At 32.4% G+C, this 24330-nt stretch carries 22 protein-coding genes; 17 read left to right on the top strand and 5 right to left on the bottom strand.

Features of this window, described 5'->3' with window-relative positions:
- Positions 1-192: 192 nt before the first annotated feature.
- Positions 193-1566 (bottom strand): aspartate kinase, encoded by a 1374-nt coding sequence (locus tag HMPREF2864_RS02350; RefSeq protein WP_070544867.1) that lies wholly within the window; start codon positions 1564-1566, stop codon positions 193-195.
- A gap of 192 nt (positions 1567-1758) precedes the next feature.
- Here HMPREF2864_RS02350 and HMPREF2864_RS02345 point away from each other — a divergent pair, with 192 nt between their 5' ends.
- Genes HMPREF2864_RS02345 through HMPREF2864_RS02330 form a run of 4 tightly spaced genes read left to right on the top strand, consistent with a single transcriptional unit; the run spans position 1759 to position 5877 of the window.
- Positions 1759-3036 carry a homoserine dehydrogenase gene (locus tag HMPREF2864_RS02345; protein ID WP_002459219.1) on the top strand — a complete coding sequence of 426 codons (1278 nt, stop codon included), beginning with the start codon at positions 1759-1761 and terminating at the stop codon, positions 3034-3036.
- A gap of 5 nt (positions 3037-3041) precedes the next feature.
- Entirely contained in the window at positions 3042-4103 is a 1062-nt protein-coding gene (thrC, locus tag HMPREF2864_RS02340; protein WP_002459218.1) for a threonine synthase, read from the top strand.
- On the top strand, positions 4103-5020 hold the full coding sequence (thrB, locus tag HMPREF2864_RS02335; protein WP_060795599.1) for a homoserine kinase: 918 nt from the start codon (positions 4103-4105) through the stop codon (positions 5018-5020). Before thrC ends, thrB begins: the two co-directional genes overlap by 1 nt.
- Before the next feature lie 47 nt (positions 5021-5067).
- Positions 5068-5877, top strand: coding sequence for a Cof-type HAD-IIB family hydrolase (locus HMPREF2864_RS02330; RefSeq protein ID WP_002459216.1), 810 nt, complete (start codon positions 5068-5070; stop codon positions 5875-5877).
- Positions 5878-6076: 199 nt separating this feature from the next.
- Here the strand turns inward: HMPREF2864_RS02330 and HMPREF2864_RS02325 are convergent, their stop codons facing one another.
- Both HMPREF2864_RS02325 and HMPREF2864_RS02320 read right to left on the bottom strand, forming a co-directional pair.
- On the bottom strand, positions 6077-6391 hold the full coding sequence (locus HMPREF2864_RS02325) for a hypothetical protein (RefSeq protein ID WP_002459215.1): 315 nt from the start codon (positions 6389-6391) through the stop codon (positions 6077-6079).
- Between the two features lie 178 nt (positions 6392-6569).
- Positions 6570-8015, bottom strand: coding sequence for an amino acid permease (locus HMPREF2864_RS02320; protein WP_070544866.1), 1446 nt, complete (start codon positions 8013-8015; stop codon positions 6570-6572).
- Between the two features lie 220 nt (positions 8016-8235).
- On the opposite strand from HMPREF2864_RS02320, the gene HMPREF2864_RS02315 reads away from it, so the two are divergent.
- The 5 genes from HMPREF2864_RS02315 to HMPREF2864_RS02295 all read left to right on the top strand — a co-directional run bounded on the left by HMPREF2864_RS02315 (position 8236) and on the right by HMPREF2864_RS02295 (position 12578).
- Entirely contained in the window at positions 8236-9741 is a 1506-nt protein-coding gene (locus HMPREF2864_RS02315; protein ID WP_002459213.1) for a catalase, read from the top strand.
- A 79-nt stretch (positions 9742-9820) separates the two neighbouring features.
- Positions 9821-9970 (top strand): 50S ribosomal protein L33, encoded by a 150-nt coding sequence (rpmG, locus tag HMPREF2864_RS02310; RefSeq protein ID WP_002459212.1) that lies wholly within the window; start codon positions 9821-9823, stop codon positions 9968-9970.
- Positions 9971-10130: 160 nt separating this feature from the next.
- Positions 10131-10400: a 30S ribosomal protein S14 gene (rpsN, locus tag HMPREF2864_RS02305; protein WP_002459211.1), complete on the top strand. Its 270-nt coding sequence runs from the start codon at positions 10131-10133 to the stop codon at positions 10398-10400.
- 163 nt (positions 10401-10563) lie between these two features.
- On the top strand, positions 10564-11541 hold the full coding sequence (guaC, locus tag HMPREF2864_RS02300; RefSeq protein WP_002459210.1) for a GMP reductase: 978 nt from the start codon (positions 10564-10566) through the stop codon (positions 11539-11541).
- A gap of 11 nt (positions 11542-11552) precedes the next feature.
- Complete coding sequence (locus tag HMPREF2864_RS02295; protein WP_070544865.1) at positions 11553-12578, top strand: CAP domain-containing protein; 1026 nt, start codon at positions 11553-11555, stop codon at positions 12576-12578.
- A 213-nt stretch (positions 12579-12791) separates the two neighbouring features.
- Here the strand turns inward: HMPREF2864_RS02295 and lexA are convergent, their stop codons facing one another.
- Complete coding sequence (gene lexA / locus HMPREF2864_RS02290; protein WP_002459208.1) at positions 12792-13415, bottom strand: transcriptional repressor LexA; 624 nt, start codon at positions 13413-13415, stop codon at positions 12792-12794.
- Between the two features lie 142 nt (positions 13416-13557).
- On the opposite strand from lexA, the gene sosA reads away from it, so the two are divergent.
- From sosA to sbcC, 7 genes are all read left to right on the top strand, one after another.
- A complete protein-coding gene (gene sosA, locus HMPREF2864_RS12205; RefSeq protein ID WP_002459207.1) occupies positions 13558-13791 on the top strand; it encodes a DNA damage-induced cell division inhibitor SosA in 234 nt (77 codons plus the stop codon).
- Between the two features lie 262 nt (positions 13792-14053).
- Positions 14054-14290 (top strand): DUF896 domain-containing protein, encoded by a 237-nt coding sequence (locus tag HMPREF2864_RS02280; protein WP_002459206.1) that lies wholly within the window; start codon positions 14054-14056, stop codon positions 14288-14290.
- A 110-nt stretch (positions 14291-14400) separates the two neighbouring features.
- Positions 14401-16389 (top strand): transketolase, encoded by a 1989-nt coding sequence (tkt, locus tag HMPREF2864_RS02275; protein ID WP_002459205.1) that lies wholly within the window; start codon positions 14401-14403, stop codon positions 16387-16389.
- Between the two features lie 258 nt (positions 16390-16647).
- Positions 16648-16890 carry a YneF family protein gene (locus tag HMPREF2864_RS02270; protein ID WP_002459204.1) on the top strand — a complete coding sequence of 81 codons (243 nt, stop codon included), beginning with the start codon at positions 16648-16650 and terminating at the stop codon, positions 16888-16890.
- A 171-nt stretch (positions 16891-17061) separates the two neighbouring features.
- Positions 17062-17529, top strand: a complete 468-nt coding sequence (locus HMPREF2864_RS02265) for a CcdC family protein (protein WP_012990854.1) — start codon at positions 17062-17064, stop codon at positions 17527-17529.
- A gap of 199 nt (positions 17530-17728) precedes the next feature.
- A complete protein-coding gene (gene sbcD, locus HMPREF2864_RS02260) occupies positions 17729-18853 on the top strand; it encodes an exonuclease subunit SbcD (protein WP_002459202.1) in 1125 nt (374 codons plus the stop codon).
- 4 nt (positions 18854-18857) lie between these two features.
- The gene (sbcC, locus tag HMPREF2864_RS02255; protein WP_070544864.1) at positions 18858-21884 is read left to right on the top strand and encodes an exonuclease subunit SbcC; all 3027 of its coding nucleotides are present in this window, start codon (positions 18858-18860) and stop codon (positions 21882-21884) included.
- Positions 21885-22014: 130 nt separating this feature from the next.
- On the opposite strand, the gene mscL is transcribed toward sbcC, so the two are convergent.
- Positions 22015-22371 (bottom strand): large conductance mechanosensitive channel protein MscL, encoded by a 357-nt coding sequence (gene mscL / locus HMPREF2864_RS02250; RefSeq protein ID WP_037540403.1) that lies wholly within the window; start codon positions 22369-22371, stop codon positions 22015-22017.
- A 204-nt stretch (positions 22372-22575) separates the two neighbouring features.
- Here mscL and HMPREF2864_RS02245 point away from each other — a divergent pair, with 204 nt between their 5' ends.
- The gene (locus HMPREF2864_RS02245; protein WP_002459199.1) at positions 22576-24216 is read left to right on the top strand and encodes a BCCT family transporter; all 1641 of its coding nucleotides are present in this window, start codon (positions 22576-22578) and stop codon (positions 24214-24216) included.
- Positions 24217-24330: the final 114 nt, after the last annotated feature.

The following is a 24330-nucleotide window of genomic DNA, read 5'->3' as shown; positions in this document are numbered from 1 at the left end:
AGGCACCTCGTTAATTTAGTTTAGTGAAGTTTATGAAATTATACGAAAGTGCCTTATTTTTTAAAGTATGTTGATGTAAAATTATATATAAATACGAAGTATTCAATAAAAAAGAAGCAGTCAGATGAGTTGAATTCAATTCATCTGACTGCTATTTTTTGAGATTTATGTCCCAGCCTGTTTTGTCTTTGTTTAAACGTTATCGATGCATTTTCCGTGATAACAAAATTCATACGTTGCATGTACGGCTTTTTCAGCATCTTTAACTGAAATACCAAACATCATCGATATTTCAGAAGCACCTTGATTAATCATTTTTAAATTGATGTTAGCTTGTGCTAATGCATGCGTGATTTTATTTGCTGTTCCTACGGTCTGATTTATTCCTTCTCCTACAATCATTAAAATAGCTAAATCATGATCTACACTTAATTCATCAACTTCACACTTCTTACGTATTGCGTTTAGAACGTCTTCTTCTTTACCTTTAAGTTGATGTGAACGCATAATTATGCTGATACTATCGATGCCAGATGGCATATGATCAAATGAAATATTAAAGTCTTCTAATATTTGTAATATTTTTACAGTAAATCCAATTTGACGATTCATTAAATATTTTTTGATATTAATAACTGTAAAATCTTTATCACAGCTTATCCCACTAATGACATTATTTGCACTGATATCTCGGTCATGTTTGATAAAAGTGCCTTTATCTTGTGGACGGTTTGTATTTTTAATCACGACAGGTATGCGATGTTTGTAAAGTGGCTGAAGTGCTTCGTCATGGAAGACACCAAACCCTGCATAAGACAGTTCACGCATTTCTCGATATGTGATTTCTTTAATAAGCTCTGGATGTTTAATAACATTAGGATTGGCTTTAAAAATTCCAGAAACATCAGTGAAGTTTTCATAAAGTGATGCATTAACTCCACGTGCGATGATAGCACCTGTTATATCCGAGCCTCCTCGTGGGAATGTGACAATATAGCCATGTTTAGAAACACCAAAGAAACCAGGAATAATGATTTTTCCTTTAATGTTACGTAATTGTGCAATTCGCTCATAAGCTTGCTCCAATATTTGGGCTTGTTGCGGTAAATCAGTGACTAGAATTCCTGCATCCTCAGGAGATAAATACGTGGTAGGTACCCCTTGCGTATTATTATAATCTGCAATGAGCTGTGCATTAAAATTTTCTCCACATGACAATAATGCATCATAGAGACGCGGTGGACGATTTTTTAATGAATGAATTAATTTTTCTAATGTCGTATCTATTGATTTGAGTATCTCGGTCGACATTTGAAGTTCATTAACAATGTCAGCGTATCGTTGCACAATTTGACGCTTCTTATCTTGATAATCTAAACCACTTGTTACTTTTTCATATAGTCGAATTAATAAATCTGTCGTTTTAATATCATTTTTATAACGTTTACCAGGAGCGGAAACAATGATAATTTTTCTTTCGTCATCAGCATTAACAATGTTTAATACTTTTTTTATTTGAGATGCATTAGCGACGGAACTACCTCCAAATTTAGCTACTTTAACCAATGGAACCAACCTTTCTAAAAAATCAGAAAATTCTATTTAATTTTCTGATAGCACGTGATAATATATAGCTATATATTTGGAGTGAAGTTTTAAACATTGAAATAATAAGAATTGATTTATATAATATACTATTATATAGTATTTTTCAACAGTACAAATGTATTTTAGAAAAAGACAAAAGGGGGATAAGTAATGAAAGAATTAAATATTGCGTTATTAGGGCTTGGTACAGTTGGCTCAGGTGTAGTTAAAATAATCGAAGAAAATAGGCAGCAAATTAAAGACACAATTAATAAAGATATTATTATTAAACATATTTTAGTCCGCAATAAGGCAAAGAAGCGTCCTATAAACTTTCAACAATATCATTTAACTGAAGATGTACATGAGATATTAAATGATGACTCAATTGATATTGTTATTGAAGTAATGGGTGGCATTGAACCAACAGTTGATTATATAAGTAGAACACTTAAAAGTGGTAAACATGTGATTACTGCAAATAAAGATTTGCTTGCAGTTCATTTGCGTTTACTTGAAGATTTAGCAGAAGCTAACGGTGTAGCGCTTAAATTTGAAGCAAGCGTTGCAGGTGGTATTCCAATTGTAAATGCAATAAATAATGGATTAAATGCCAATAATATTTCAAAATTCATGGGCATATTTAATGGTACCTCAAATTTTATTTTAACTAAGATGTTTCAAGAGCATACATCTTTTGAAGAAGCATTAAATGAAGCGCAGCGTTTAGGCTTTGCTGAAGCAGATCCTACAGATGATGTAGAAGGTATTGATGCAGCTAGAAAGGTAGTTATAACTTCATACTTATCATTTAATCAAGTGATTAAATTAAATGATGTTTACATAAAAGGTATTAGTGAGACAACACTTGATGATATTCTTGTGGCTGACAAGTTAGGCTATAAGATTAAATTGATAGGTAAAGGCATTTATGAACATGGAAAAGTACATGCGTCTGTTGAACCAACATTGATACATAAAAGTCATCAATTAGCCTCTGTAGACAATGAATACAATGCTATTTATGTTATAGGTGATGCTGTAGGAGACACGATGTTCTATGGCAAAGGTGCAGGTAGTTTAGCGACAGGTAGTGCTGTAGTAAGTGATTTATTAAATGTGTCGTTATTCTTTGAATCTAATTTACACACGCTACCTCCTCATTTTGAACTTAAAACAGATCAGACTAAAGAGTTAATGGATCATGAGCATTTAGTTACACTACAAGAAAAATATAGTTACTTTGTTGTGGTTAATAGTAGTGAAACATTAGACAAAATAAAAGAAATAATCAAGTCTAATCTGCCTTTTCATAAATCTTTTGACATTATAAAAAGAAATGATACTACATATGCTGGAGTTATTACAGGTGTTGATGTATCACCAGAACAATCATTAAAGCAAGCAGGTATTGATATAATCAAAGTTTATCCTGTAGAAGGAGTTTAAATATTATGAAAAGATGGCAAGGATTAGTAGAAGAATATCGGTCTTATTTACCGGTTAATGAAGAGACGCCTCAACTTACACTAAATGAAGGAAATACACCATTAATTCATTGTGACTATCTGTCACAAAAATTAAATATAAATCTATACGTAAAGTATGAGGGAGCAAACCCTACTGGTTCGTTTAAAGACCGTGGTATGGTTATGGCTGTGACAAAAGCAAAAGAACAAGGGAAAAAGATTGTGATATGTGCTTCGACAGGAAATACATCTGCTTCTGCAGCTGCATATGCTGCTAGAGCAGGCTTAAAAGCAATTGTAGTTATTCCAGAAGGTAAAATAGCACTCGGAAAATTATCACAAGCTGTCATGTATGGTGCTGAAATAGTGTCAATTGAAGGTAACTTTGATGAAGCGTTAGAAATTGTTAAAGAAATTGCGAAAGATGGTGAAATTGAATTAGTTAATTCAGTTAATCCATTCCGCATTGAAGGACAAAAGACGGCATCATTTGAAGTTATTGAGCAATTAACAAAAGCTCCAGATATTTTAGCTATACCGGTTGGTAATGCTGGTAATATTACAGCATATTGGCAAGGATTTAAGGAATATCATGATAAGCATGGTGTAACATTACCACGTTTATTTGGTTTTCAAGCAGAAGGTGCTTCTCCTATTGTTCAAAATAAAGTCATTAAAAATCCAGAAACAATAGCGACTGCGATTCGTATAGGAAATCCTGCGAGTTGGACTAAAGCAACCGCTGCATTAAATGAATCTCACGGATTAATTGATAGTGTAACTGATGAAGAAATTTTAGAAGCTTATCAAATTATGACTTCAAAAGAAGGCATATTTAGTGAGCCGGCAAGTAATGCATCAATTGCAGGATTAATTAAATTACATCGTGCTGGACAGTTGCCAAAGAATCAAACAGTTGTAGCTGTATTAACAGGTAATGGACTTAAAGATCCTGATACGGCTATATCACTTCTAGATAATCCGATTCAACCTTTACCTAATGATAAACGAAGTATTATTGAATATATCAAAGGGGTTCTTAAATAATGGAGGACTATTTACATTTAAAAGTGCCTGCATCTACTGCTAATCTCGGTGTGGGTTTTGATTCAATTGGCATGGCGATTGACAAATATTTACATTTATATGTATATAAAATTGCAGGTGAAAATTGGCAGTTTCATTATTTAAATAAAGAGTTAGATAGCTTACCTAAAAATAAAAATAATTATATTTATCAAGTTGCGCAAGAGGTTGCAGAACGTTATCAGGTTAAGTTGCCGGCATTAAGAATTGATATGAGAAGTGATATTCCTTTAGCGCGAGGTTTAGGTTCATCTGCTTCTGCTTTAGTAGGTGCATTGTACATTGCTAATCATTTCGGGAATATACAGTTGTCCAAATATGAACTTTTACAACTAGCAACCGAAATGGAAGGTCATCCAGATAATGTTGCGCCAACTATTTATGGAGGATTACTTGCGGGGTATCATAATCCAGAGACTTTAGAAACTGATGTGGCACATATTAACATACCTAAAGTTGACATTATTTTGACTATTCCACCATATGAGTTAAGAACTGAAGATGCAAGACGTGCACTTCCACAGTCTTTTGGTCATAATAATGCCGTTCAAAGTAGCGCTATTAGCAATACAATGATTTGTGCATTAATACAACATAATTATGAGCTTGCTGGAAAAATGATGATGCAAGATGGCTTTCATGAACCGTTTCGTCAGCAACTGATTCCAGAATTTGCAAAAGTTAAAGAAATTGCGCTAGCATATCATGCATATGCTACGGTTATTAGTGGTGCAGGGCCCACGATTTTAACACTTAGCAGAAGGGAATATAGCGGTGAAATTGTGAGACAATTGCGCCGAGCATGTCCACATTGTATTTCTGAGCTCTCCTATATCAATGAAACAGGAGTATTTGAAGAAATTGTGTTTCAACATTAATTTTATTGTAAAATAAAATTGAGATAGAGAAAGGAGAGACAACTTTTATGACTACATATCAAGTGGTTGTGATGGACATGGATGATACTTTATTAACACGAGACAATAAGGTTGATCCAATTACGAAGCAATATTTAATTGATATTCAAAATCAAGGAATTAAAGTAATATTAGCTTCTGGGAGACCAACGGAAGGGATGTTACCGACAGCGTATGAATTGAAGTTAGACATGCATAAAAGCTATATCATGAGTTATAATGGCGGACAAACGATAAGCGTTGCTGATGAATCTGTCGTTGCTGAGCAGTCAGTTCGCAAAGAGGATTTTGATGCTATAGTGGATTATTGTCGTCAAAATAACTTTTTTGCTATGACTTATCAAGATGGATACATTATTTATGATGACGACCATGAATATATGAATATTGAATCAGAAATAACTGGATTACCTATGAAACGTGTTAATGATTTAAAGCAATATATACAGCAAAATGTTCCGAAAGTGCTTGCAGTTGATTATGAGGAACATATTACAAAAGCACGACAACATTTAGCAGGGTCGTTTAATGATAATGTTGACGTAACTACGAGCAAACCATATTTTTTAGAATTTATGGCTAAAAATGTGTCGAAAGGTCATGCTATTTCGTCATTTTGTGATAAATCAAATATTGACCTAGCTCAAGTTATCTGTTTTGGCGATAGTCCGAATGACATGTCAATGTTTAAAGTAGTAGGTCATGCCGTAGCAATGGGAAATGCTACTGATGATTTAAAAGCAATCTCAGATGAAGTTACATTAGATAACAATGCTAATGGTATTCCACATGCGTTAAAACAACTACTAAACATATAAAGCAATAAGATTATCATGTTTAGTAATAATAAATGGTCTGGGACATCATTATGTATTAGGCTATGAGTTAAATATTGACAGTAGTTAACTGGATTGAAAATACGCTTATACCAAGCTTTTTTCAATCCTAGTCAAGCTTGATGGAGCGGAACAAAATTCATTATGAATTTTGTTCCGCTCCATTTGTGATTTATTAAAATTATTTAGCAGTATGCGTCCATTCATTCTTCCCTCTGTAACGTTTGATGTGTGCATAGACCTGATCTGCAGCGTAATCAAGGTTTGTATAAACTGTTATGGTAAATGCAGACTGATTCTCTTCAAAGGGTTCTTCTAAAAACACTTCTTTTAAATGATTGAATAAATTATTCATCTGATTATGATCTAAACTAGGGTATTCTCTTAAAGTACGTTTGATTAAGCGTCCTTTGCTATCCTCTAGGGATTGCACTACGATAACAAATCTTTCATCTTTCTTCAATACATCATCGAATAAATTAGTTTGTCCTATCATATAATCCACCTCGAAACCTTAGTCTTTAACTACATTATACATAATAAAGCCTTTTCAGAAAATAATACATTTAAAAAAGCGCAACACTTTTAATGTATAAGCATACAAAATTAGCGTTGCACTTCGACGATATTTATTAAAGATATAGTAAATTAATGTGTATTATTACTATGATATATTAGTTAATTTCATGTTGTGATAAATCCATATCTTCCAATTTGACATATTTTGTTTTTCTAATCAGTTTATGAATAAAGAAAATGATTGCGAGTACGATAAGTGGTAAGAAATTGATAAATACACCACTGAATTGGCCAGCCATCAATTTGCCGAATGAACTACCGAATAACAGGAAGATCAACATCAAGAATACAATAATTGGTCCAAGCGGATATAAAGGAGAACGATAAGGCAATAATGTTGAAATATCTTTTCCTTGTTTTTTAATTGCACGACGCAATCTTACTTGTCCCCATGTACTTGTACCCCAAACTAAAATAACCATTGAGCCAATGATATTAAGTAAACTAAATACTGCATTGGCATTAAAATTAGCATAAATAATAACTAAAACAATGAAAATATATGTCGTTATTAATGCACGCAAAGGTAATTTGGTAGTTGGATTTAACTTTCCTAAAAATTTGGGTGCTTGGCGATTATCACTAAGTGAATACAACATGCGACTTGTAGTATATAAACCAGAATTCGCTGCTGATAACAATGAAGTTAAGATAACAGCATTGATGACTGATGCAGCAAAAGCAATTCCAATACGATCAAAGACAATCGTAAACGGACTTTGTGCGACTGATTCATGTTCATTTAATAGCAATGAATCTGTATAAGGAATAATTGCTGAAATAACAAAAATTGACAATACATAAAATAATAATATTCTCCAAAAGACTTGCTTAACAGCTTTAGGCATCGTTTTACTTGGATTATCAGATTCACCAGCGGTAACAGCAACGACTTCAGTACCTCCAACAGAGAATCCAGCTACAAGTAGTACGCTAAGAATGCCTGTGATGCCACCTACAAATGGTGCATTACCTTTTGTAAAGTTATCAAAACCATATGCATGTCCACCAAGTATGCCAAATATCATGAGAAAACCAATAATTATAAATACAATAATTGTAATTACTTTAATTAATGAAAGCCAAAACTCAGTTTCTCCAAAAGCCTTAACCGTAAATATATTAAGTAATAAAAGTAATGTGATGAATATTAAACTCCAAGTCAATGGACTGAAGAAATGGAATACATTCCAGTAATGTATAACACTAGCTGCAACCATAACATCGACACTCGAAACTAAAGCCCACATAATGTAATATAACCATCCCATGGTAAAGCCGAGTGATGGGTCAATAAATCTCGTAGCATATGAACTAAATGAGCCAGATACTGGATAAAAAGTTGCGAGTTCTCCAATTGAAGCCATTAGAAAATAAAGCATAACTCCAATTAATAAGTAGGCTAAAATTGCACCACCAGGACCTGCTTGAGCAACGACACTTCCGGTTGCTACAAAGAGACCAGTTCCAATTGCGCCACCGATGGCTATCATAGATATGTGTCTGGAACTAAGACCACGTTTCATATTATTATCTTCCATATGAGTTCTCCCATCTATTTTATAAATATACACATCATTTTAATCCTTTTAAATCAAGTATTCAATAGATTTTGAGAATATTCCGCATAAATATTTTAAATTTTCTGATATTTAATAACGGAGATATACAAGTTTGATAATGATTAAATTGTGGGTATGTTAACTATAAGCTAAATTATAATTATTATAATGAAGCATTAGTCTTGAAAGGAGCATATCTATGTCAAAAGAGGATAAAAAATTAACTGATCTTTTTGGGCACCCCGTTTCAGATAGAGAAAACAGTATGACAGCTGGTCAAAGAGGTCCACTTATGATGCAAGATATTTATTACTTGGAACAAATGGCACACTTTGATCGTGAAGTAATTCCAGAACGCCGTATGCATGCGAAAGGATCAGGGGCGTTCGGAACGTTTACAGTTACGAATGACATTACGAAGTACACATCAGCTAAGATTTTTTCAGAAGTCGGTAAACAAACGGATATGTTTGCACGCTTTTCAACGGTAGCTGGTGAAAGAGGGGCAGCAGATGCTGAACGAGACATTCGTGGGTTTGCGCTTAAATTTTATACTGAAGATGGAAACTGGGATTTAGTGGGGAATAATACACCGGTCTTTTTCTTCAGAGATCCTAAACTCTTTGTTAGTTTGAATCGTGCCGTAAAAAGAGACCCTCGTACCAATATGCGTAGTGCACAAAACAACTGGGATTATTGGACAGGGTTACCTGAAGCATTACATCAAGTGACAATACTAATGTCTGATAGAGGCATTCCTAAAGATCTTCGGCATATGCACGGCTTTGGATCACACACCTATTCGATGTATAATAATGAAGGTAAACGTGTTTGGGTGAAATATCATTTTAGAAGCCAACAAGGTATTGAAAATTTAACCGATGAAGAAGCGGCAGATGTGATTGCACAAGACCGGGATTCATCACAAAGAGATTTATATAATGCTATTGAAAATGGAGATTATCCTAAATGGAAAATGTATATTCAAGTGATGACTGAAGAACAAGCAAAAAATCATAAAGATAATCCATTTGATTTGACTAAAGTTTGGTATCATGGTGAATACCCATTGATTGAAGTCGGCGAATTCGAATTGAATCGTAATCCAAATAATTATTTCCAAGATGTAGAGCAAGCTGCTTTTGCGCCAACGAATATTGTACCTGGTTTAGATTTTTCACCTGATAAAGTATTACAAGGAAGATTATTTTCATATGGAGATTCACAACGTTACCGTTTAGGAGTTAACCATTGGCAAATTCCAGTGAATCAACCTAAAGCTGTCGGAGTAGAGAATCTATGCCCGTTTAGCCGCGATGGACAAATGCGTGTCTTAGATGATAACCAAGGTGGCGGACCACATTATTATCCAAATAATCAAGGCGTATACGCTTCTCAACATGAATATAAAAAGCCACCATTCCCAACAGATGGTGATGGTTATGAATATAATTATAGGGAAGACGATGATAACTACTTTGAACAGCCAGGAAAACTATTTAGATTACAATCGGATGAAGCAAAGGAAAGAATGTTTATAAATACAGCTAATGCGATGGATGGCGTAACAGAAGATGTTAAAAAGCGACATATTCGTCATTGCTATAAAGCTGATCCAGACTATGGAAAAGGCGTCGCCAAAGCACTAGAAATTGATATCAATACAATAGATTTAAATGATGAAAACGATGAGACACATGAATAGCTAGAAGATATTGCATCCTTGTAAAAGTTGTGTTAAAATTTTAAATCGTAAGTATTCCTAACAAGAAAGGGTGTTTAACGTGCGCGTAAATGTTACATTAGCATGTACAGAATGTGGCGATCGTAATTATATTACTACTAAAAATAAACGAAATAATCCTGAGCGTATCGAAATGAAAAAGTATTGCCCAAGATTAAAAAAACACACATTACATCGTGAAACGAAATAATCACTTACCTTTAAATACGACAATTTAAAGTTTGACATAAGAGCTGTGGAATGCAATCCATAGCTCTTATTTATATAGTAAAAACTTATTCTTGATTTAATTAGAAAATATGCTAAAATATAAAACGTAATAATTACGATTTAAGGAGCGTTTTTAATATATGGCTAAAAAATCTAAAATTGCGAAAGAACAAAAAAGAGAAGAATTAGTTAATAAATATTATGAATTAAGAAAAGAACTAAAGAAAAAAGGTGATTATGAGGCTTTACGTAAATTACCTAGAGATTCATCGCCAACACGTTTAACGCGTAGATGTAAAGTAACAGGCCGTCCTAGAGGCGTGTTAAGAAAATTTGAAATGTCTCGAATCGCATTTAGAGAACACGCGCATAAAGGACAAATTCCTGGTGTTAAAAAATCAAGTTGGTAAATTTTCAAAAGTACAACTCAAGTCCATTTACATTGACAATAAAAAATTGTAAAGTATATGAGGGTAGAAAATATGAATGATTATCAAGTGTTTTGATTTAATCATTCGTGATTTACCCTCAGTTTTTTATTTTTATACTTAATTATAAGGGGCTTATAAATAAATGAAAATTTTTGATTATGAAGATATCCAATTAATTCCGAATAAATGTATTGTTGAAAGTAGATCTGAGTGCGATACTGCAATTCAATTTGGCCCACGTAAATTTAAATTGCCAGTTGTGCCTGCTAATATGCAAACAGTTATGAATGAAAAATTAGCACAATGGTTTGCTAAAAATGAGTATTTTTATATAATGCATCGTTTTGATGAAAAGTCTAGAATACCATTCATTAAAAATATGCATGATCAAGGATTATTTGCGTCTATATCAGTTGGTGTTAAAGCACGTGAATTTGACTTTATTGAGCAATTACAACAAGCTGATATCGTGCCTGAATATATAACGATAGACATTGCTCATGGACATTCTGATTTAGTTATCCGTATGATTAAACACATCAAGCAACATTTGCCACAAGCTTTTGTAATTGCTGGAAATGTTGGTACACCTGAGGGCGTAAGGGAATTAGAAAATGCCGGTGCAGATGCGACAAAGGTTGGTATTGGACCAGGAAGAGTGTGCATTACCAAAATAAAAACTGGATTTGGAACTGGAGGCTGGCAACTCGCTGCACTCAATTTGTGTAGTAAAGCAGCACGTAAGCCGTTAATTGCTGATGGAGGCATTCGCACGCATGGTGATATTGCAAAATCGATACGTTTCGGAGCTTCAATGGTTATGATAGGTTCATTATTTGCTGCACACGAAGAATCTCCAGGAGAAACAGTTGAGTTAGATGGTAAACTGTACAAAGAATATTTTGGAAGTGCTTCAGAATTTCAAAAGGGTGAACGTAAAAATGTTGAAGGTAAAAAAATGTTTGTCGAACATAAAGGCTCATTAGAGCATACACTTGTAGAAATGCAGCAAGATTTACAGAGCTCTATTTCATATGCTGGTGGCAAAGATTTAAAATCTTTAAGAACTGTCGATTATGTAATTGTTCGAAACTCAATATTCAATGGGGATCGAGATTAAATTTTTGGTAGGTGAAAACCATTAAAAAATTTTTAAGCATTAGTTTAATTTTACTATGTATTATTATTATCTTTCCAATTAGAGAAAGTTCTCTAGTCGTACACATGCAGCAAGACGTCAGAAGTTTTATTGATCAACAAGTATTCAATAAAGAAGATGAAAATGAAGAGACACTTAAAGTACCTCAAGAACAACCTTTTGCTGTTAATAATGTTCAGTTAAATATGAAAAAAGGTAATGTAGAAGAAAAATATGGTAAAGCCAAAAGAATAACCACAAATGAATATGGTACAAAATGGTATGCATACTATGATGGCGATTATCAAAGATTTGTAATGATTGCATATTTAGATAATAAAGTGCACGCTTTGTATACAAATCAAAACATAATAACTTCTAAGTCTAAGATTAAGTATGGGACACCCAAGCAAGTTGTTAGACAAAGGTTGGGTCAACCTATAACTGAAATGGATAAACAAAGGTTGCGTATTGCAATTAAAAATAGTGAATATGATGTCTTTCATTCAAATCATGTGTATACAACGATATTTTATGATAAACATGAACAAAATGGTGTAACAGCATTAATGCAAGTTAGTGATAAAATGGAAAAGTGTTTAACAAAACAATATGCAGCACCGTCTAAATCATTAGCTAAAAGTTATGAAATGCAAAATGTAGATTTAATTAATTCAGAAAGAAAGCAACATCAATTAGCTACTTTGTCATATTCAAGCAACATTTCAAACACGGCACGCAAACATAGTGAAGATATGGCGAAGCATCATTATTTTGATCATACGAATTTAGACCAAGAGTCACCATTCGATCGGTTAAAAGCAGATCACATTGAATTTAATGCGGCCGGTGAAAATCTGGCTTATGGTCAAGTTAGCAGTATTTATGCCCATCAAGGATTAATGAATTCATTAGGACATCGAAAAAATATCTTAAATGAACATTTTAACACGGTTGGTGTGGGTGTAGATTTTAATGATGAAAGGCAGCCTTATTGGACAGAAAATTATACGGGTTAAGCGTTTAATAATGACTAGTAATGGGTAAAATTTCTGTGAAGGAAGTCGATGAATATGACATCAAAACAGAATAATAATCAAAAAGAGGATATTTTGGAAAAAGTAAAAGATATCCTGCATAAAAGTAATCAAAAAGAAGCTAGGCACTAGTTGCTTAGCTTCTTTAACTTTATATAAGAGAATTACTAACAATAAAATGTTTTATTGACACAATTAAAGTTCACGGTACAAGCCGATAACTTTACCTAAAACAGATACTGAATCAAGGTAAATTGGCTCCATGGAACTATTTTCCGGTTGTAAACGATAATGATGCTTTTCTTTATAGAATCGCTTAACAGTAGCCTCATCTTCGTCTGTCATAGCTACAATTATGTCCCCATTTTCTGCAATGGTTTGACTTCTAACTATTACTTTGTCTCCATCAAGAATGCCAGCTTCAATCATACTTTCACCAACTACATTTAAAATAAAAATGTCACTATTATGTGTAGAGGTTAAATGCTCAGGTAATGGAAAATACTCTTCAACATTTTCAACGGCAGTAATAGGAATACCAGCAGTTACTTTACCAATGACAGGTACGTGAATAGTCCCTTCCATATCGATAGCGGCATCATTATGCTCTGATACAATTTCAATAGCTCTTGGTTTTGTAGGGTCTCTGCGGATATAACCTTTTTCCTCTAGTCGAGATAAATGTCCATGCACCGTAGAACTTGAAGCTAATCCTACAGCTTCTCCTATCTCACGAACACTAGGCGGATAACCTTTTGTTTGAACAATATGCTTAATGTAATCATATATTTCACTTTGACGTTTTGTTAATTCTCTCATATATAGGCACTCCCTAATTTTATTTATTTTTATTATATCATTTAGTAACAAATAAAACAAACATTTGTTCGTAAAAATGTTGACATAGAACATGAGTTCTGATAAATTGTAAATACAAACAAATGTTCTAGGAGTGTTTAACATGATTTTAAAATATAAAAGTCAAATAGCTACTTATATCATAGTTTTTATAATATCTTTGCTTGTTTTCTCTTTATTTTTCACGACGGCATATCAAAATTCTAAAGTAGAACAAACGTACGAAATGGCAGATCATAATATCTCACAACATTACAAAATCAACTCTGAAAGCAAACAACAATCTATATCTAACAGCGAACAAAATCACACAAGTGTGTTCGCATATGCGAAATAATCACGAACAACATATTTCATATTTATTATATTTAGGTAAAGCAATGCGGTAATTTTTATCAACAGTGCGATTTAATTAGAAAAGTAATATACAATTTTGTGATGGGCTAAGTTGAATTATTGTAATGATGCTAATAAATATTAATGATATATCATGAAAGGTGAGCGTAACGATTTGGTTACATTCACCTTTTTGTTATATTCTTTATAAGTTAGGTACTATTTAAATGTGAAATATGTATATATAAAGGTGGGTAAATTCAATGACTAAAAATAATTTGAACATCGATAGAATTAATCAATTAGCAAGAAAGAAGAAAGAGCAAGGCTTGACAGAAGCAGAGGCAAAAGAACAAGCTAAGTTACGTAAAATATATTTAGAAGAATTTAGAAAGGGCTTTAAACAGCAAATTGAGCACACTAAAGTTATGGATCCTGAGGGTAATGATGTAACGCCTGAAAAGCTAAAACAAATTCAAAAACATAATAAAAATAAATAGTTTCTGCAAACTACAGAAAATTTAGTAATTTTAAACGAATATTTATGAATTTATCTATAATTAAGGTATAATAATAGCAACATTTATTTCTAGAAGGGAAGACATAAAAAATGTTTAACGAAAAAGATCAATTAGCAATAGATACCATTCGTGCATTAAGCATTGATGCAATTGAACAGGCTAACTCTGGGCATCCGGGTTTACCAATGGGAGCTGCACCAATGGCATATACTTTATGGACAAGACATTTGAATTTTAATCCACAGTCTAAAGATTACTTTAATAGAGATAGATTCATTTTGTCTGCTGGACATGGATCTGCATTACTTTATAGTTTATTACACGTCTCAGGAAGTCTTGAGCTTGAAGAGCTTAAACAGTTTAGACAATGGGACTCAAAAACACCAGGGCATCCAGAATATAGACATACTGATGGTGTAGAAGTAACAACAGGACCATTAGGACAAGGATTTGCAATGGGAGTAGGGATGGCATTAGCTGAAAGTCATCTTGCAGGTAAATTTAATAAAGATAATTTTGATATTGTTAATCACTATACTTATGTATTAGCTTCAGATGGCGATTTAATGGAAGGAATTTCTCATGAAGCGGCTTCATTTGCAGGCCATAATCAATTAGATAAACTCATTGTCTTATATGATTCAAATGATATTTCATTAGATGGAGAATTAGATAAAGCTTTTTCTGAAGATGTAAAAAAACGTTTTGAATCATATGGTTGGAATCATATTTTAGTTAAAGATGGTAACAATTTAAACCAAATAGACAAAGCGATTACTACTGCTAAGTCTCAGCAAGGTCCAACTTTAATTGAAATTAAAACAATTATTGGTTATGGTTCACCTAACAAAAAAGGCACAAACGGTGTCCATGGTGCACCTTTAGGCGCAGAAGAAAGAAAACTAACATTTGAAAACTATGGTTTAGATCCAGATAAAAAATTCTATGTTCCTGAAGAAGTATATGAAATTTTCCAAACAACAATGTTAAAACGTGCTAATGAAAATGAAGAATCTTGGAATGATAAATTAGAAGCATATTCTCAACAATATCCGCAATTAGCAGAAGAATTTAAATTAGCTGTCAGCGGTAAGTTGCCATCAAATTATAAAGAAAAATTACCAAGATTTGATTTGAATCATAATGGTGCTTCTCGTGCTGATTCTGGAGAAGTTATTCAAGCTTTAAGTCAATCTGTTCCATCTTTCTTTGGTGGTTCTGCTGACTTAGCTGGTTCAAATAAATCAAACGTTAAAGAAGCTAAAGATTATGACAAAGATACACCAGAAGGTAAAAATATATGGTTCGGTGTACGTGAATTTGCTATGGGCGCAGCAGTCAATGGTATGGCTGCACATGGAGGCTTGCATCCATATGGAGCGACATTCTTTGTATTTAGTGATTATCTAAAACCAGCATTGCGTTTATCTGCAATAATGGGTCTTAATTCAACATTTATTTTCACGCATGATTCAATAGCTGTCGGAGAAGATGGTCCTACGCATGAACCAATTGAACAACTCGCTGGCTTAAGAGCGATTCCCAATATGAATGTTATTCGCCCAGCTGATGGTAATGAAACACGTGTAGCTTGGGAAGTTGCACTTGAATCTGAACAAACGCCAACATCATTAGTATTAACTCGTCAAAACCTCCCTGTCCTTGATGTAACAGAAGCACAAGTAGAAGAAGGCGTTCGTAAAGGTGCTTATACAGTATTTGAAACAGAAACAGCAGTTGAGTATTTATTATTAGCTTCAGGTTCTGAAGTAAGTTTAGCTGTTGAAGCTGCGAAAGATCTTGAAAAGCAAGGTAAAGGTGTAAGAGTTGTATCAATGCCAAACTGGTTTGCTTTTGAACAACAATCTGATGATTATAAAGAATCTGTCATTCCAAAACATATTACGAAACGTGTTGCGATTGAAATGGCATCATCACTTGGTTGGCACAAGTATGTGGGTACTGATGGCAAAGTCATTGGTATAGACGAATTTGGGGCAAGTGCGCCAGGTGGGCTAGTAGTTGAAAAATATGGTTTCACTAAAGAGAATGTATTAAATCAAATACAAACGTTTTAAATAAATTAAGTTTTATAAAGATTGAGGCATTTGAAGTTAACGATTTGACTAACTTTATTTTCTCTATGTCGACTATTTCGGCATAGAAGTTTAACAAATCTTAATTGCGCATGCCTCATTTTTCTGTTAAAAAAGGTATCATTTATATTATGTTTTTTGTTATGATCGTAATTGTGGATGATTTACGCTCAAACTCAAGCTTGAAATACTAATTATAATTTAGTAAAATTCAGTAGGATATAGAAAGCGGGTGAAACAATGGCAACATGGATAGCAATTATATTAATTGTATTAGCATTAATTGCTGGATTAGCAATTGGCTTTTTCCTAGCAAGAAAATATATGATGGATTTCTTGAAGAAAAATCCACCAATTAATGAAGAAATGCTACGAATGATGATGATGCAAATGGGACAAAAACCATCACAAAAGAAAATCAACCAAATGATGACAATGATGAACAAAAATATGGATCAAAATATGAAAAATCCAAAAAAATAAGTTGATAATCATAGGATTGTAGACAGTTACTTGTTTACAATCCTTAAATTATAGCAAGTTAAACTGAATAGTATATATTTAAATCGATATGCGTTTTAATTGCATAGTGATGTACTATCATGTGAAAATAAATAGAAATAAAGTTTCGACATAAATAAGAGGGTGTCAATGTTGGCGTATTTAATTTTTTCAATTGTGTTTGCATTTATCATGGGTATCGCAGTCATTATTATTAGAATGAAAGCACAAAAATTTCCAGTTAATGAAAAAAAGATTATTTTACCACCGTTTTTTATGGCTACAGGTGCTTTTATGTATGTGATTCCATATTTTAGATTAACAGGGGCTGAAATGCTTGAATCCTTGGTTTTAGGCGTATTATTTTCTTTAGTCTTAATTTGGACAACACATTTTGAAGTACAAGGTACGAAAGTTTATATGAAGCGTTCAAAAGCATTTCCAATTATTTTAATTTCACTATTAGTTATTAGAACTGTAATTAAAATATTTATTAGTAGTGAAATAGATCCGGGAGAAATAGGCGGCATGTTCTTCTTGTTAGCCTTCTGCATGATTGTTCCTTGGAGATTGGCTATGCTATATAAATTTAAAAAAATCGAGAAAGAACTTGTTAATTAATAAAATTTCTTTAAAAACTGAGACTCAAAATGACACTTAATGTCGTTTTGAGTCTTTACTTTTATTGCAATGACAAGCAGTGAAATCTACTTTGTGTGCCTAAGTTATAAAGTTTTAAATATATATCATTAAGACTTGATAGTTTTTCAAATGCATCTTATAATTAAAACGAACAAATGTTCTGTATTTGGAGGTAACAATGAAAATCATTCATACTGCGGATTGGCATTTAGGAAAAATACTAAATGGCAAATCCTTACTAGAGGATCAAACATATATATTAAAGCAATTTATTGATCAAATGTTAATTGAAAAACCAGATATTATCGTTGTTGCAGGTGATTTATATGATACATCTTATCCAAGTAAAGATGCCATAAAGCTCTTAGAACAAACGATTTATCAGTTAAATATAGAATTAAAAATTCCAATGATTATCATTAATGGTAATCATGATAGCAAAGAAAGATTGAATTATGGCTCACCTTGGTTTCAACTTTCCAACTTACATATAAAAACATCTTTAGACGATTTAACATGCCCAATAACATTTGGAAATATTAAATTTTATACAATGCCATATGCCACAGTCAGCGAAGTAGCTCACTTCTTTGATGATGAGACGATTCAAACACATCAGCAAGCTACAGAAAAATGTCTAGAAATCATGTCGAATAAATTAAACAAACAAAATATAAATATTATTATTGGTCATCTTACGATACAAGGCGGTAAAAAATCAGACTCTGAAAGGCCTTTGACAATTGGTACTGTAGAAAGTGTTAATAAAAAGGTATTCGAAGCATTTGATAAAGTATTACTTGGCCATTTACATCATCCGTTTAGTATTAATGACGATAAAGTCAATTATAGTGGATCATTATTACAATATTCATTTTCTGAAGTTGGGCAAGCTAAAGGATATCGTGTAATTGAGATTGACACTAATAGTAAAATTCAAGATACATTTAAACAGCTACAACCATTAAAAGAGTTAGAAGTTGTTGAAGGACAATATAATCAAGTCATTGCAGAAGAGATAGCAGTAAAAAACAAAAATAATTATTTTCATTTTAAATTGAAAGGTATGTCTCATATTACCGACCCCATGATACATCTTAAAAAAATCTATCCTAACACACTTGCTTTAACGAATATCAGTTATCAAACTGATGATGTAACAACACGTCATGCAATAACAAAATTAAAGGATGAAGATATTATTAGCGAATTTTATAAAGAAATGACAAATGAACCCTTAACAAATGTACAAAGTCAAAAAGTTGAATACATTCTAAACCATCTTTTGACTAAGGAGGATTGAAGCGATGAAACCTTTGACTTTAACGTTGTCTAACTTTGGACCATTTTTAAATGAAACGATTGATTTCAAACAAGTATTCGAAAATCAATTATTTCTTATTAGCGGTAAAACAGGTTCCGGTAAAACCATGATTTTTGATGGAATTGTTTACGCTTTATTTGGTGTAGCATCTACGAAGAGTAGAACTGAAAGCGATTTGCGAAGTCATTTTGCTGAGGCTAAGGAACCTATGAGCGTAACGTTTGAATTTGAAATTAATCAGCGACAGTTCAAAATTTTTAGACAAGGTTCATATATAAAAGAAGGCAATAAAACTAAAACGCCTGGAAAGTTAACTGTCTATGAATTTGATGGAGAAGTGTTTGATTTGCGTGAAAGTAAAATACATGAAGGCAATTTATTTATACAACAACTCTTAGGCGTTAATGCAGAACAATTTAGACAGTTGTTTATTTTGCCTCAAGGAGAATTTAAACGATTTTTAGTTTCAAGTAGTTCAGACAAGCAAAGCATTCTACGTACATTATTCAATAGCCTCCGTTTTGAGCAAATACAGGATATATTAGCTGACGAGGTGAAAAATGAGAAACAATTGATCGAACAAAGATATAACAAAATAGCAATGGTATGGGAAGAAATTGAAGATTTTGAAATTGAAGATTTGCAAGCACTGAAACAAATAGAAAGTATACAAATACAAAAGCTTGTAGATGCTATACCTATTTTTCAAAAATATGGTAGTGAACAATTGTTAGCAACAACAAAATTAAAACAAGCAGAAAAATGTCAAACAGAAAAGCTTCATAAAGCATTAGTGGCAAATAATGAATTAGAAAAGCAATTAAATGATTTAGCTGATTATACTCAACGCTTTGAATTATTGCGGCAAGAGCAAGAAAATATAGATAAACTTAAGCATAAAATTACTCAATTGAATGAAATTCGAACTTTAAATACACTTGTTCAACAGCGAGAATCACAAATAGCAAAATTAAACGATTTTAACAATGCTATCACATCAAAAGGTAAAGATATTGAGTCCATACAAGAGCAACAAAAGCAGCTACAAGAACAAATGCAAATACTAATAAAAAGTGAACATGCTATTAATCAATACAAAGAATATATTGATAAGTGTCACATAATTTATCAAAAGATAGAAAGCCACAGAAAAGCTATGGCAGAAAATGATAATGTAAAAAAACAATTAAGTGAAACGCAGCAGAAGATAAAGCAATATAATGAGAAACAAACTAAGCTTAAAAAGCAAAAAGCAGAAAATGATATAGATTATAATAAAATTGTTGAATTAACAGATGAATTGGCACATATCAACAAATTAATAGATAAGTCTAAAGAAACTTTAAGCAATAACCAAAAGTTTAAGGAATTAAAAAATGAATATATTGAAGATAAGAAACAGTTAAAAATGATTGAAAAAGAATTTGAGCATGTTTCAAATCATATAAATAAGTTGACTGCAAAGAATTTAGACTTAAATGACAAAGAAAGTTTTATTAACGAGCTTCAATCAGCATTATCTATTGGAGAAATTTGTCCTGTATGTGGTAGTGAGATTCAATCTTTAGAAAAACATATTAACTTTGAAAATATTAAACTACAAAAACATCAATTAGATACACTTGAAAAAGAAAAGTTGTCACTTACAGAGCAAAAAATTAAACTTGAAACCGAAATGTCACACGCTCAAGATAAAATGAAAGAAATAAAGGTTGATGAAGAACCACTTGATCTTGAGTCGTTGCAAGTACAATATAATGAAAAAGAACTAGAAAAAGCTTCTTTTAAAGAAAAATATGCGATGACTAAACAAATTGAAACACAAATAAATGAGTATAAAAAAGATATACATCAGATGGAACTACAATATAAGGATTTATCTCATCAGAGGAACCAAAATGAACAACTTATAGGAGAATTTATATCAACAACCCAGACTAAAGATATCGATTCATTTATACAACAGTTTGAAAGCTATAAAAAACAAATAGAAATATTTGAAAATTCGAAAGAACAATTAACAAATGAAATTATTACAGCCGATCAGCAAAAGCAATTAGAAAGTAATAATTTAATCAATATACAGAACCAAAAACACATTGCAGAAAATGAGTATCAAAGTGTTGATAAAGATATACAAACTGAAATGAGACGATATGCGATTAAGGATGAAAAAGCGTTATTTAAAATATTAGAAGACATGCATCTTAAATCAGATTATGAACAACAAGTCGAAGCATATAGCAAGAAATACGCAGCACTTGAGCATGAAATAGGGCGTTTAAAATCATTGACTCATGATAAAGTTCTACAGGACACAAAACAATTAGAAAATTCATATCAAGTTCAAAGTGAAAAATTAGATAAAGTTATAGAACAAGAAAATACATTGAAATATCAATTGAAAAAGAACGATCAAAAGTTTGATGTACTTTATGAAAATATCAATTATCTGACTAAAGAATTAAAATCGCAACAAGAAATTTTTAATTTAGCAGAAATTCTTTCGGGAAAAAATAGTCAGAAGTTAACGCTGGAAACTTATGTATTAATTTATTATTTGGAACGCATTATCGCACAAGCAAACTTAAGATTAGCTACAATGAGTGGTCAACGGTATCATCTGCAAAGAAGAAAAAGTTTATCACACGGTTATAGTGGTTTAGAAATAGATGTCTTTGATTTTCATTCTAATAAATCTAGACATATTAGTTCATTATCTGGTGGGGAAACATTTCAAGCTTCGTTAGCTTTAGCGCTTGGTTTAAGTGAAGTTGTTCAAGAAGAATCAGGTGGAATAACACTGGAATCTATGTTTATTGACGAAGGATTTGGTACTTTAGATCAAGAAACACTTGATACAGCATTAGATACGCTTGTTAACTTAAAATCATCTGGTCGTATGGTAGGAATTATTTCACATGTAACTGAGCTTAAACAACGTATTCCGCTCATATTAGAAGTAACTTCTAAACAGTTTCAAAGCGCTACACAATTTAAGTTTAATTAACAAGCTTTGATGAATGAAACTAGATGAGCGTTTATAGTTCAGCCTATATATAAATACTTTTAAGTGTTGGCCATACAAATAACATAAAAAAGACAGAGGCTAAAAATTTTTAACCTCTGTCTAAAATATATTAATTTTTTTCACGAAGTAAATCGCGAATTTCTGTAAGTAATACTGTGTTTTCTTCAATAGTCTCTTCTGGCTCTTCTTTTTTCATTAAAGTATTTGCAATTTTAACAAATACAAATAATGCAAAAGCAACAATTAGGAAGTCAATGATAGATTGAATGAACAATCCGTATTTAATGCCCCAGAATTCCCAATCTTTTGCAAAATCAACAGAACCGAAAATTTTACCAATTAATGGCATGATGATATAAGTTACTAATGAAGTAACGATTTTATTGAATGCTGCACCCATAACGACTGCAATTGCTAAATCTAATACGTTGCCTTTTAATGCAAATTCTTTAAATTCTTTCAACATAACTTTTATATCCTTTCTAAACATAATACACCTCATTATACAATATATAATTTATTTAGAAAATACTTTTTCTAAACAAATTTGATAAAAGAATTTAGGTTTGATATCCTTATAGGTATCGTTTGAGGTATAGCGTTGCTTTCTAAACGTAGTATATCTCGCGCATTGAAAATTTAATACTATAATGAAGGGAGTTATTTATTTATGAATTCTTCTTCTCAAAAAAATAGTAGCGGAAAGAAGTTTTCACCTGTATTTATTTATAGCGCTATTCTTGTTGCGATTGTAGTGCTAGTTGGAGCGATTTTTCCGACTAAATTTGGCAGTGTTACAGGCGCAATCAGTGGTTGGATTACTGATAAATTAGGTTGGTATTACCTTATTTTAACTACAATCATTGTTTTCTTCTGTATCTTTTTAATTTTCAGTCCTATAGGTAAATTAAAATTAGGTAAACCCAATGACAAACCTGAATTTAACACTGTTTCTTGGTTTGCTATGCTATTTAGTGCAGGTATGGGTATTGGCTTAGTGTTTTATGGAGCTGCTGAACCTATGTCACATTTTGCATCACCACCAGATGCTGATCCAAAGACAACACAAGCATATACTGAGGCACTACGCTCTACATTTTTCCATTGGGGCTTTCATGCATGGGCTACATATGGAGTTGTCGCATTAGCGCTTGCGTATGCGCAATTTAGAAAAAATGAACCAGGTTTACTGTCTAGAACCTTAAGACCTATTTTAGGTGATAAGGTGGAAGGTCCAATTGGTACAATTATTGATGTTTTATCAGTCTTTGCAACTGTCGTTGGTGTAGCAGTATCACTTGGTATGGGAGCACTACAAATTAATGGTGGTTTAAATTATTTATTCAACGTTCCTAATACGGTATGGGTACAATCAATTATTATTGTTGTAGTAACAGTACTATTTATTGCGAGTGCATGGTCAGGTTTAAGTAAAGGTATTCAATATTTAAGTAACTTAAACATTGGTTTAGGAACAATATTAATGATTGCTGTCCTTATTATTGGGCCGACAGTGCTTATTTTAAATATGTTTACGAGCTCGACTGGTAGTTTGTTTAATACATTTTTATTTAACAGTTTAGATACTGCTGCTTTAAATAGCCAAAAAAGGGAATGGATGTCTACTTGGACATTGTACTATTGGGGCTGGTGGTTAAGCTGGAGCCCATTCGTTGGTGTATTTATTGCCCGTGTATCTAAAGGTCGTTCTATTCGAGAATTCATTTCTGGTGTATTACTTGTTCCAGCAATCGTAAGCTTTATCTGGTTCAGTGTATTTGGCGTTTTAGGTATTGAAACAGGAAAAAAACATCCAGAATTATTTAAAATGACACCTGAAACACAACTTTTTGGTGTGTTTAACGAAGTGCCATTAGGTATGTTATTATCCATTATTGCGCTTATTCTTATTGCATCATTCTTTATCACTTCTGCCGATTCTGCAACCTTTGTGCTGGGAATGCAGACTACGTTTGGTTCTCTTGAGCCAACAGGTTTTGTGAAAGTCACATGGGGCGTAGCACAATCACTGATTGCATTTATTTTATTACTTGCCGGTGGTGGAGATGGTGCAGCAGCATTGAGTGCCATTCAAAGTGCTGCAATTATCAGTGCCTTTCCATTCTCCTTTGTCGTCATATTGATGATGATTAGTTTCTATAAAGATGCTAACCAAGAACGTAAATTCTTAGGTTTGACGTTGCAACCAAACAAGCACCGTTTGCAAGAATATGTTAAACATCAACAAGCTGATTATGAAGCAGATATTTTAGAGAAACGTGAAGCACGGAGAAATACTGAAAAAGACTAATAATTGATAATTTATTGTCCTTATTGCTTAAAAAGTGATAAGGACTATTTTTATTGAAAATCATTCTCAATTAATAACTATTTCTTATTGAACGTATGCTTAATGATAACTTTT

It is taken from the genome of Staphylococcus sp. HMSC059F04, assembly GCF_001812565.1.
GTDB classification, from domain to species: Bacteria; Bacillota; Bacilli; order Staphylococcales; family Staphylococcaceae; genus Staphylococcus; species Staphylococcus lugdunensis.
Note: the sequence above shows the minus strand (reverse complement) of the source record. Positions and strands in the feature narration are given on the sequence as shown.

Coding starts and splice junctions, on each gene's coding strand:
- HMPREF2864_RS02345 (WP_002459219.1), top strand. CDS start 1,759: ATGAAAGAATTAAATATTGCGTTATTAGGGCTTGGTACAGTTGGCTCA.
- thrC (WP_002459218.1), top strand. CDS start 3,042: ATGAAAAGATGGCAAGGATTAGTAGAAGAATATCGGTCTTATTTACCG.
- thrB (WP_060795599.1), top strand. CDS start 4,103: ATGGAGGACTATTTACATTTAAAAGTGCCTGCATCTACTGCTAATCTC.
- HMPREF2864_RS02330 (WP_002459216.1), top strand. CDS start 5,068: ATGACTACATATCAAGTGGTTGTGATGGACATGGATGATACTTTATTA.
- HMPREF2864_RS02325 (WP_002459215.1), bottom strand. CDS start 6,391: ATGATAGGACAAACTAATTTATTCGATGATGTATTGAAGAAAGATGAA.
- HMPREF2864_RS02320 (WP_070544866.1), bottom strand. CDS start 8,015: ATGGAAGATAATAATATGAAACGTGGTCTTAGTTCCAGACACATATCT.
- HMPREF2864_RS02315 (WP_002459213.1), top strand. CDS start 8,236: ATGTCAAAAGAGGATAAAAAATTAACTGATCTTTTTGGGCACCCCGTT.
- rpsN (WP_002459211.1), top strand. CDS start 10,131: ATGGCTAAAAAATCTAAAATTGCGAAAGAACAAAAAAGAGAAGAATTA.
- guaC (WP_002459210.1), top strand. CDS start 10,564: ATGAAAATTTTTGATTATGAAGATATCCAATTAATTCCGAATAAATGT.
- lexA (WP_002459208.1), bottom strand. CDS start 13,415: ATGAGAGAATTAACAAAACGTCAAAGTGAAATATATGATTACATTAAG.
- sosA (WP_002459207.1), top strand. CDS start 13,558: ATGATTTTAAAATATAAAAGTCAAATAGCTACTTATATCATAGTTTTT.
- HMPREF2864_RS02280 (WP_002459206.1), top strand. CDS start 14,054: ATGACTAAAAATAATTTGAACATCGATAGAATTAATCAATTAGCAAGA.
- tkt (WP_002459205.1), top strand. CDS start 14,401: ATGTTTAACGAAAAAGATCAATTAGCAATAGATACCATTCGTGCATTA.
- HMPREF2864_RS02270 (WP_002459204.1), top strand. CDS start 16,648: ATGGCAACATGGATAGCAATTATATTAATTGTATTAGCATTAATTGCT.
- sbcD (WP_002459202.1), top strand. CDS start 17,729: ATGAAAATCATTCATACTGCGGATTGGCATTTAGGAAAAATACTAAAT.
- sbcC (WP_070544864.1), top strand. CDS start 18,858: ATGAAACCTTTGACTTTAACGTTGTCTAACTTTGGACCATTTTTAAAT.
- mscL (WP_037540403.1), bottom strand. CDS start 22,371: ATGTTGAAAGAATTTAAAGAATTTGCATTAAAAGGCAACGTATTAGAT.
- HMPREF2864_RS02245 (WP_002459199.1), top strand. CDS start 22,576: ATGAATTCTTCTTCTCAAAAAAATAGTAGCGGAAAGAAGTTTTCACCT.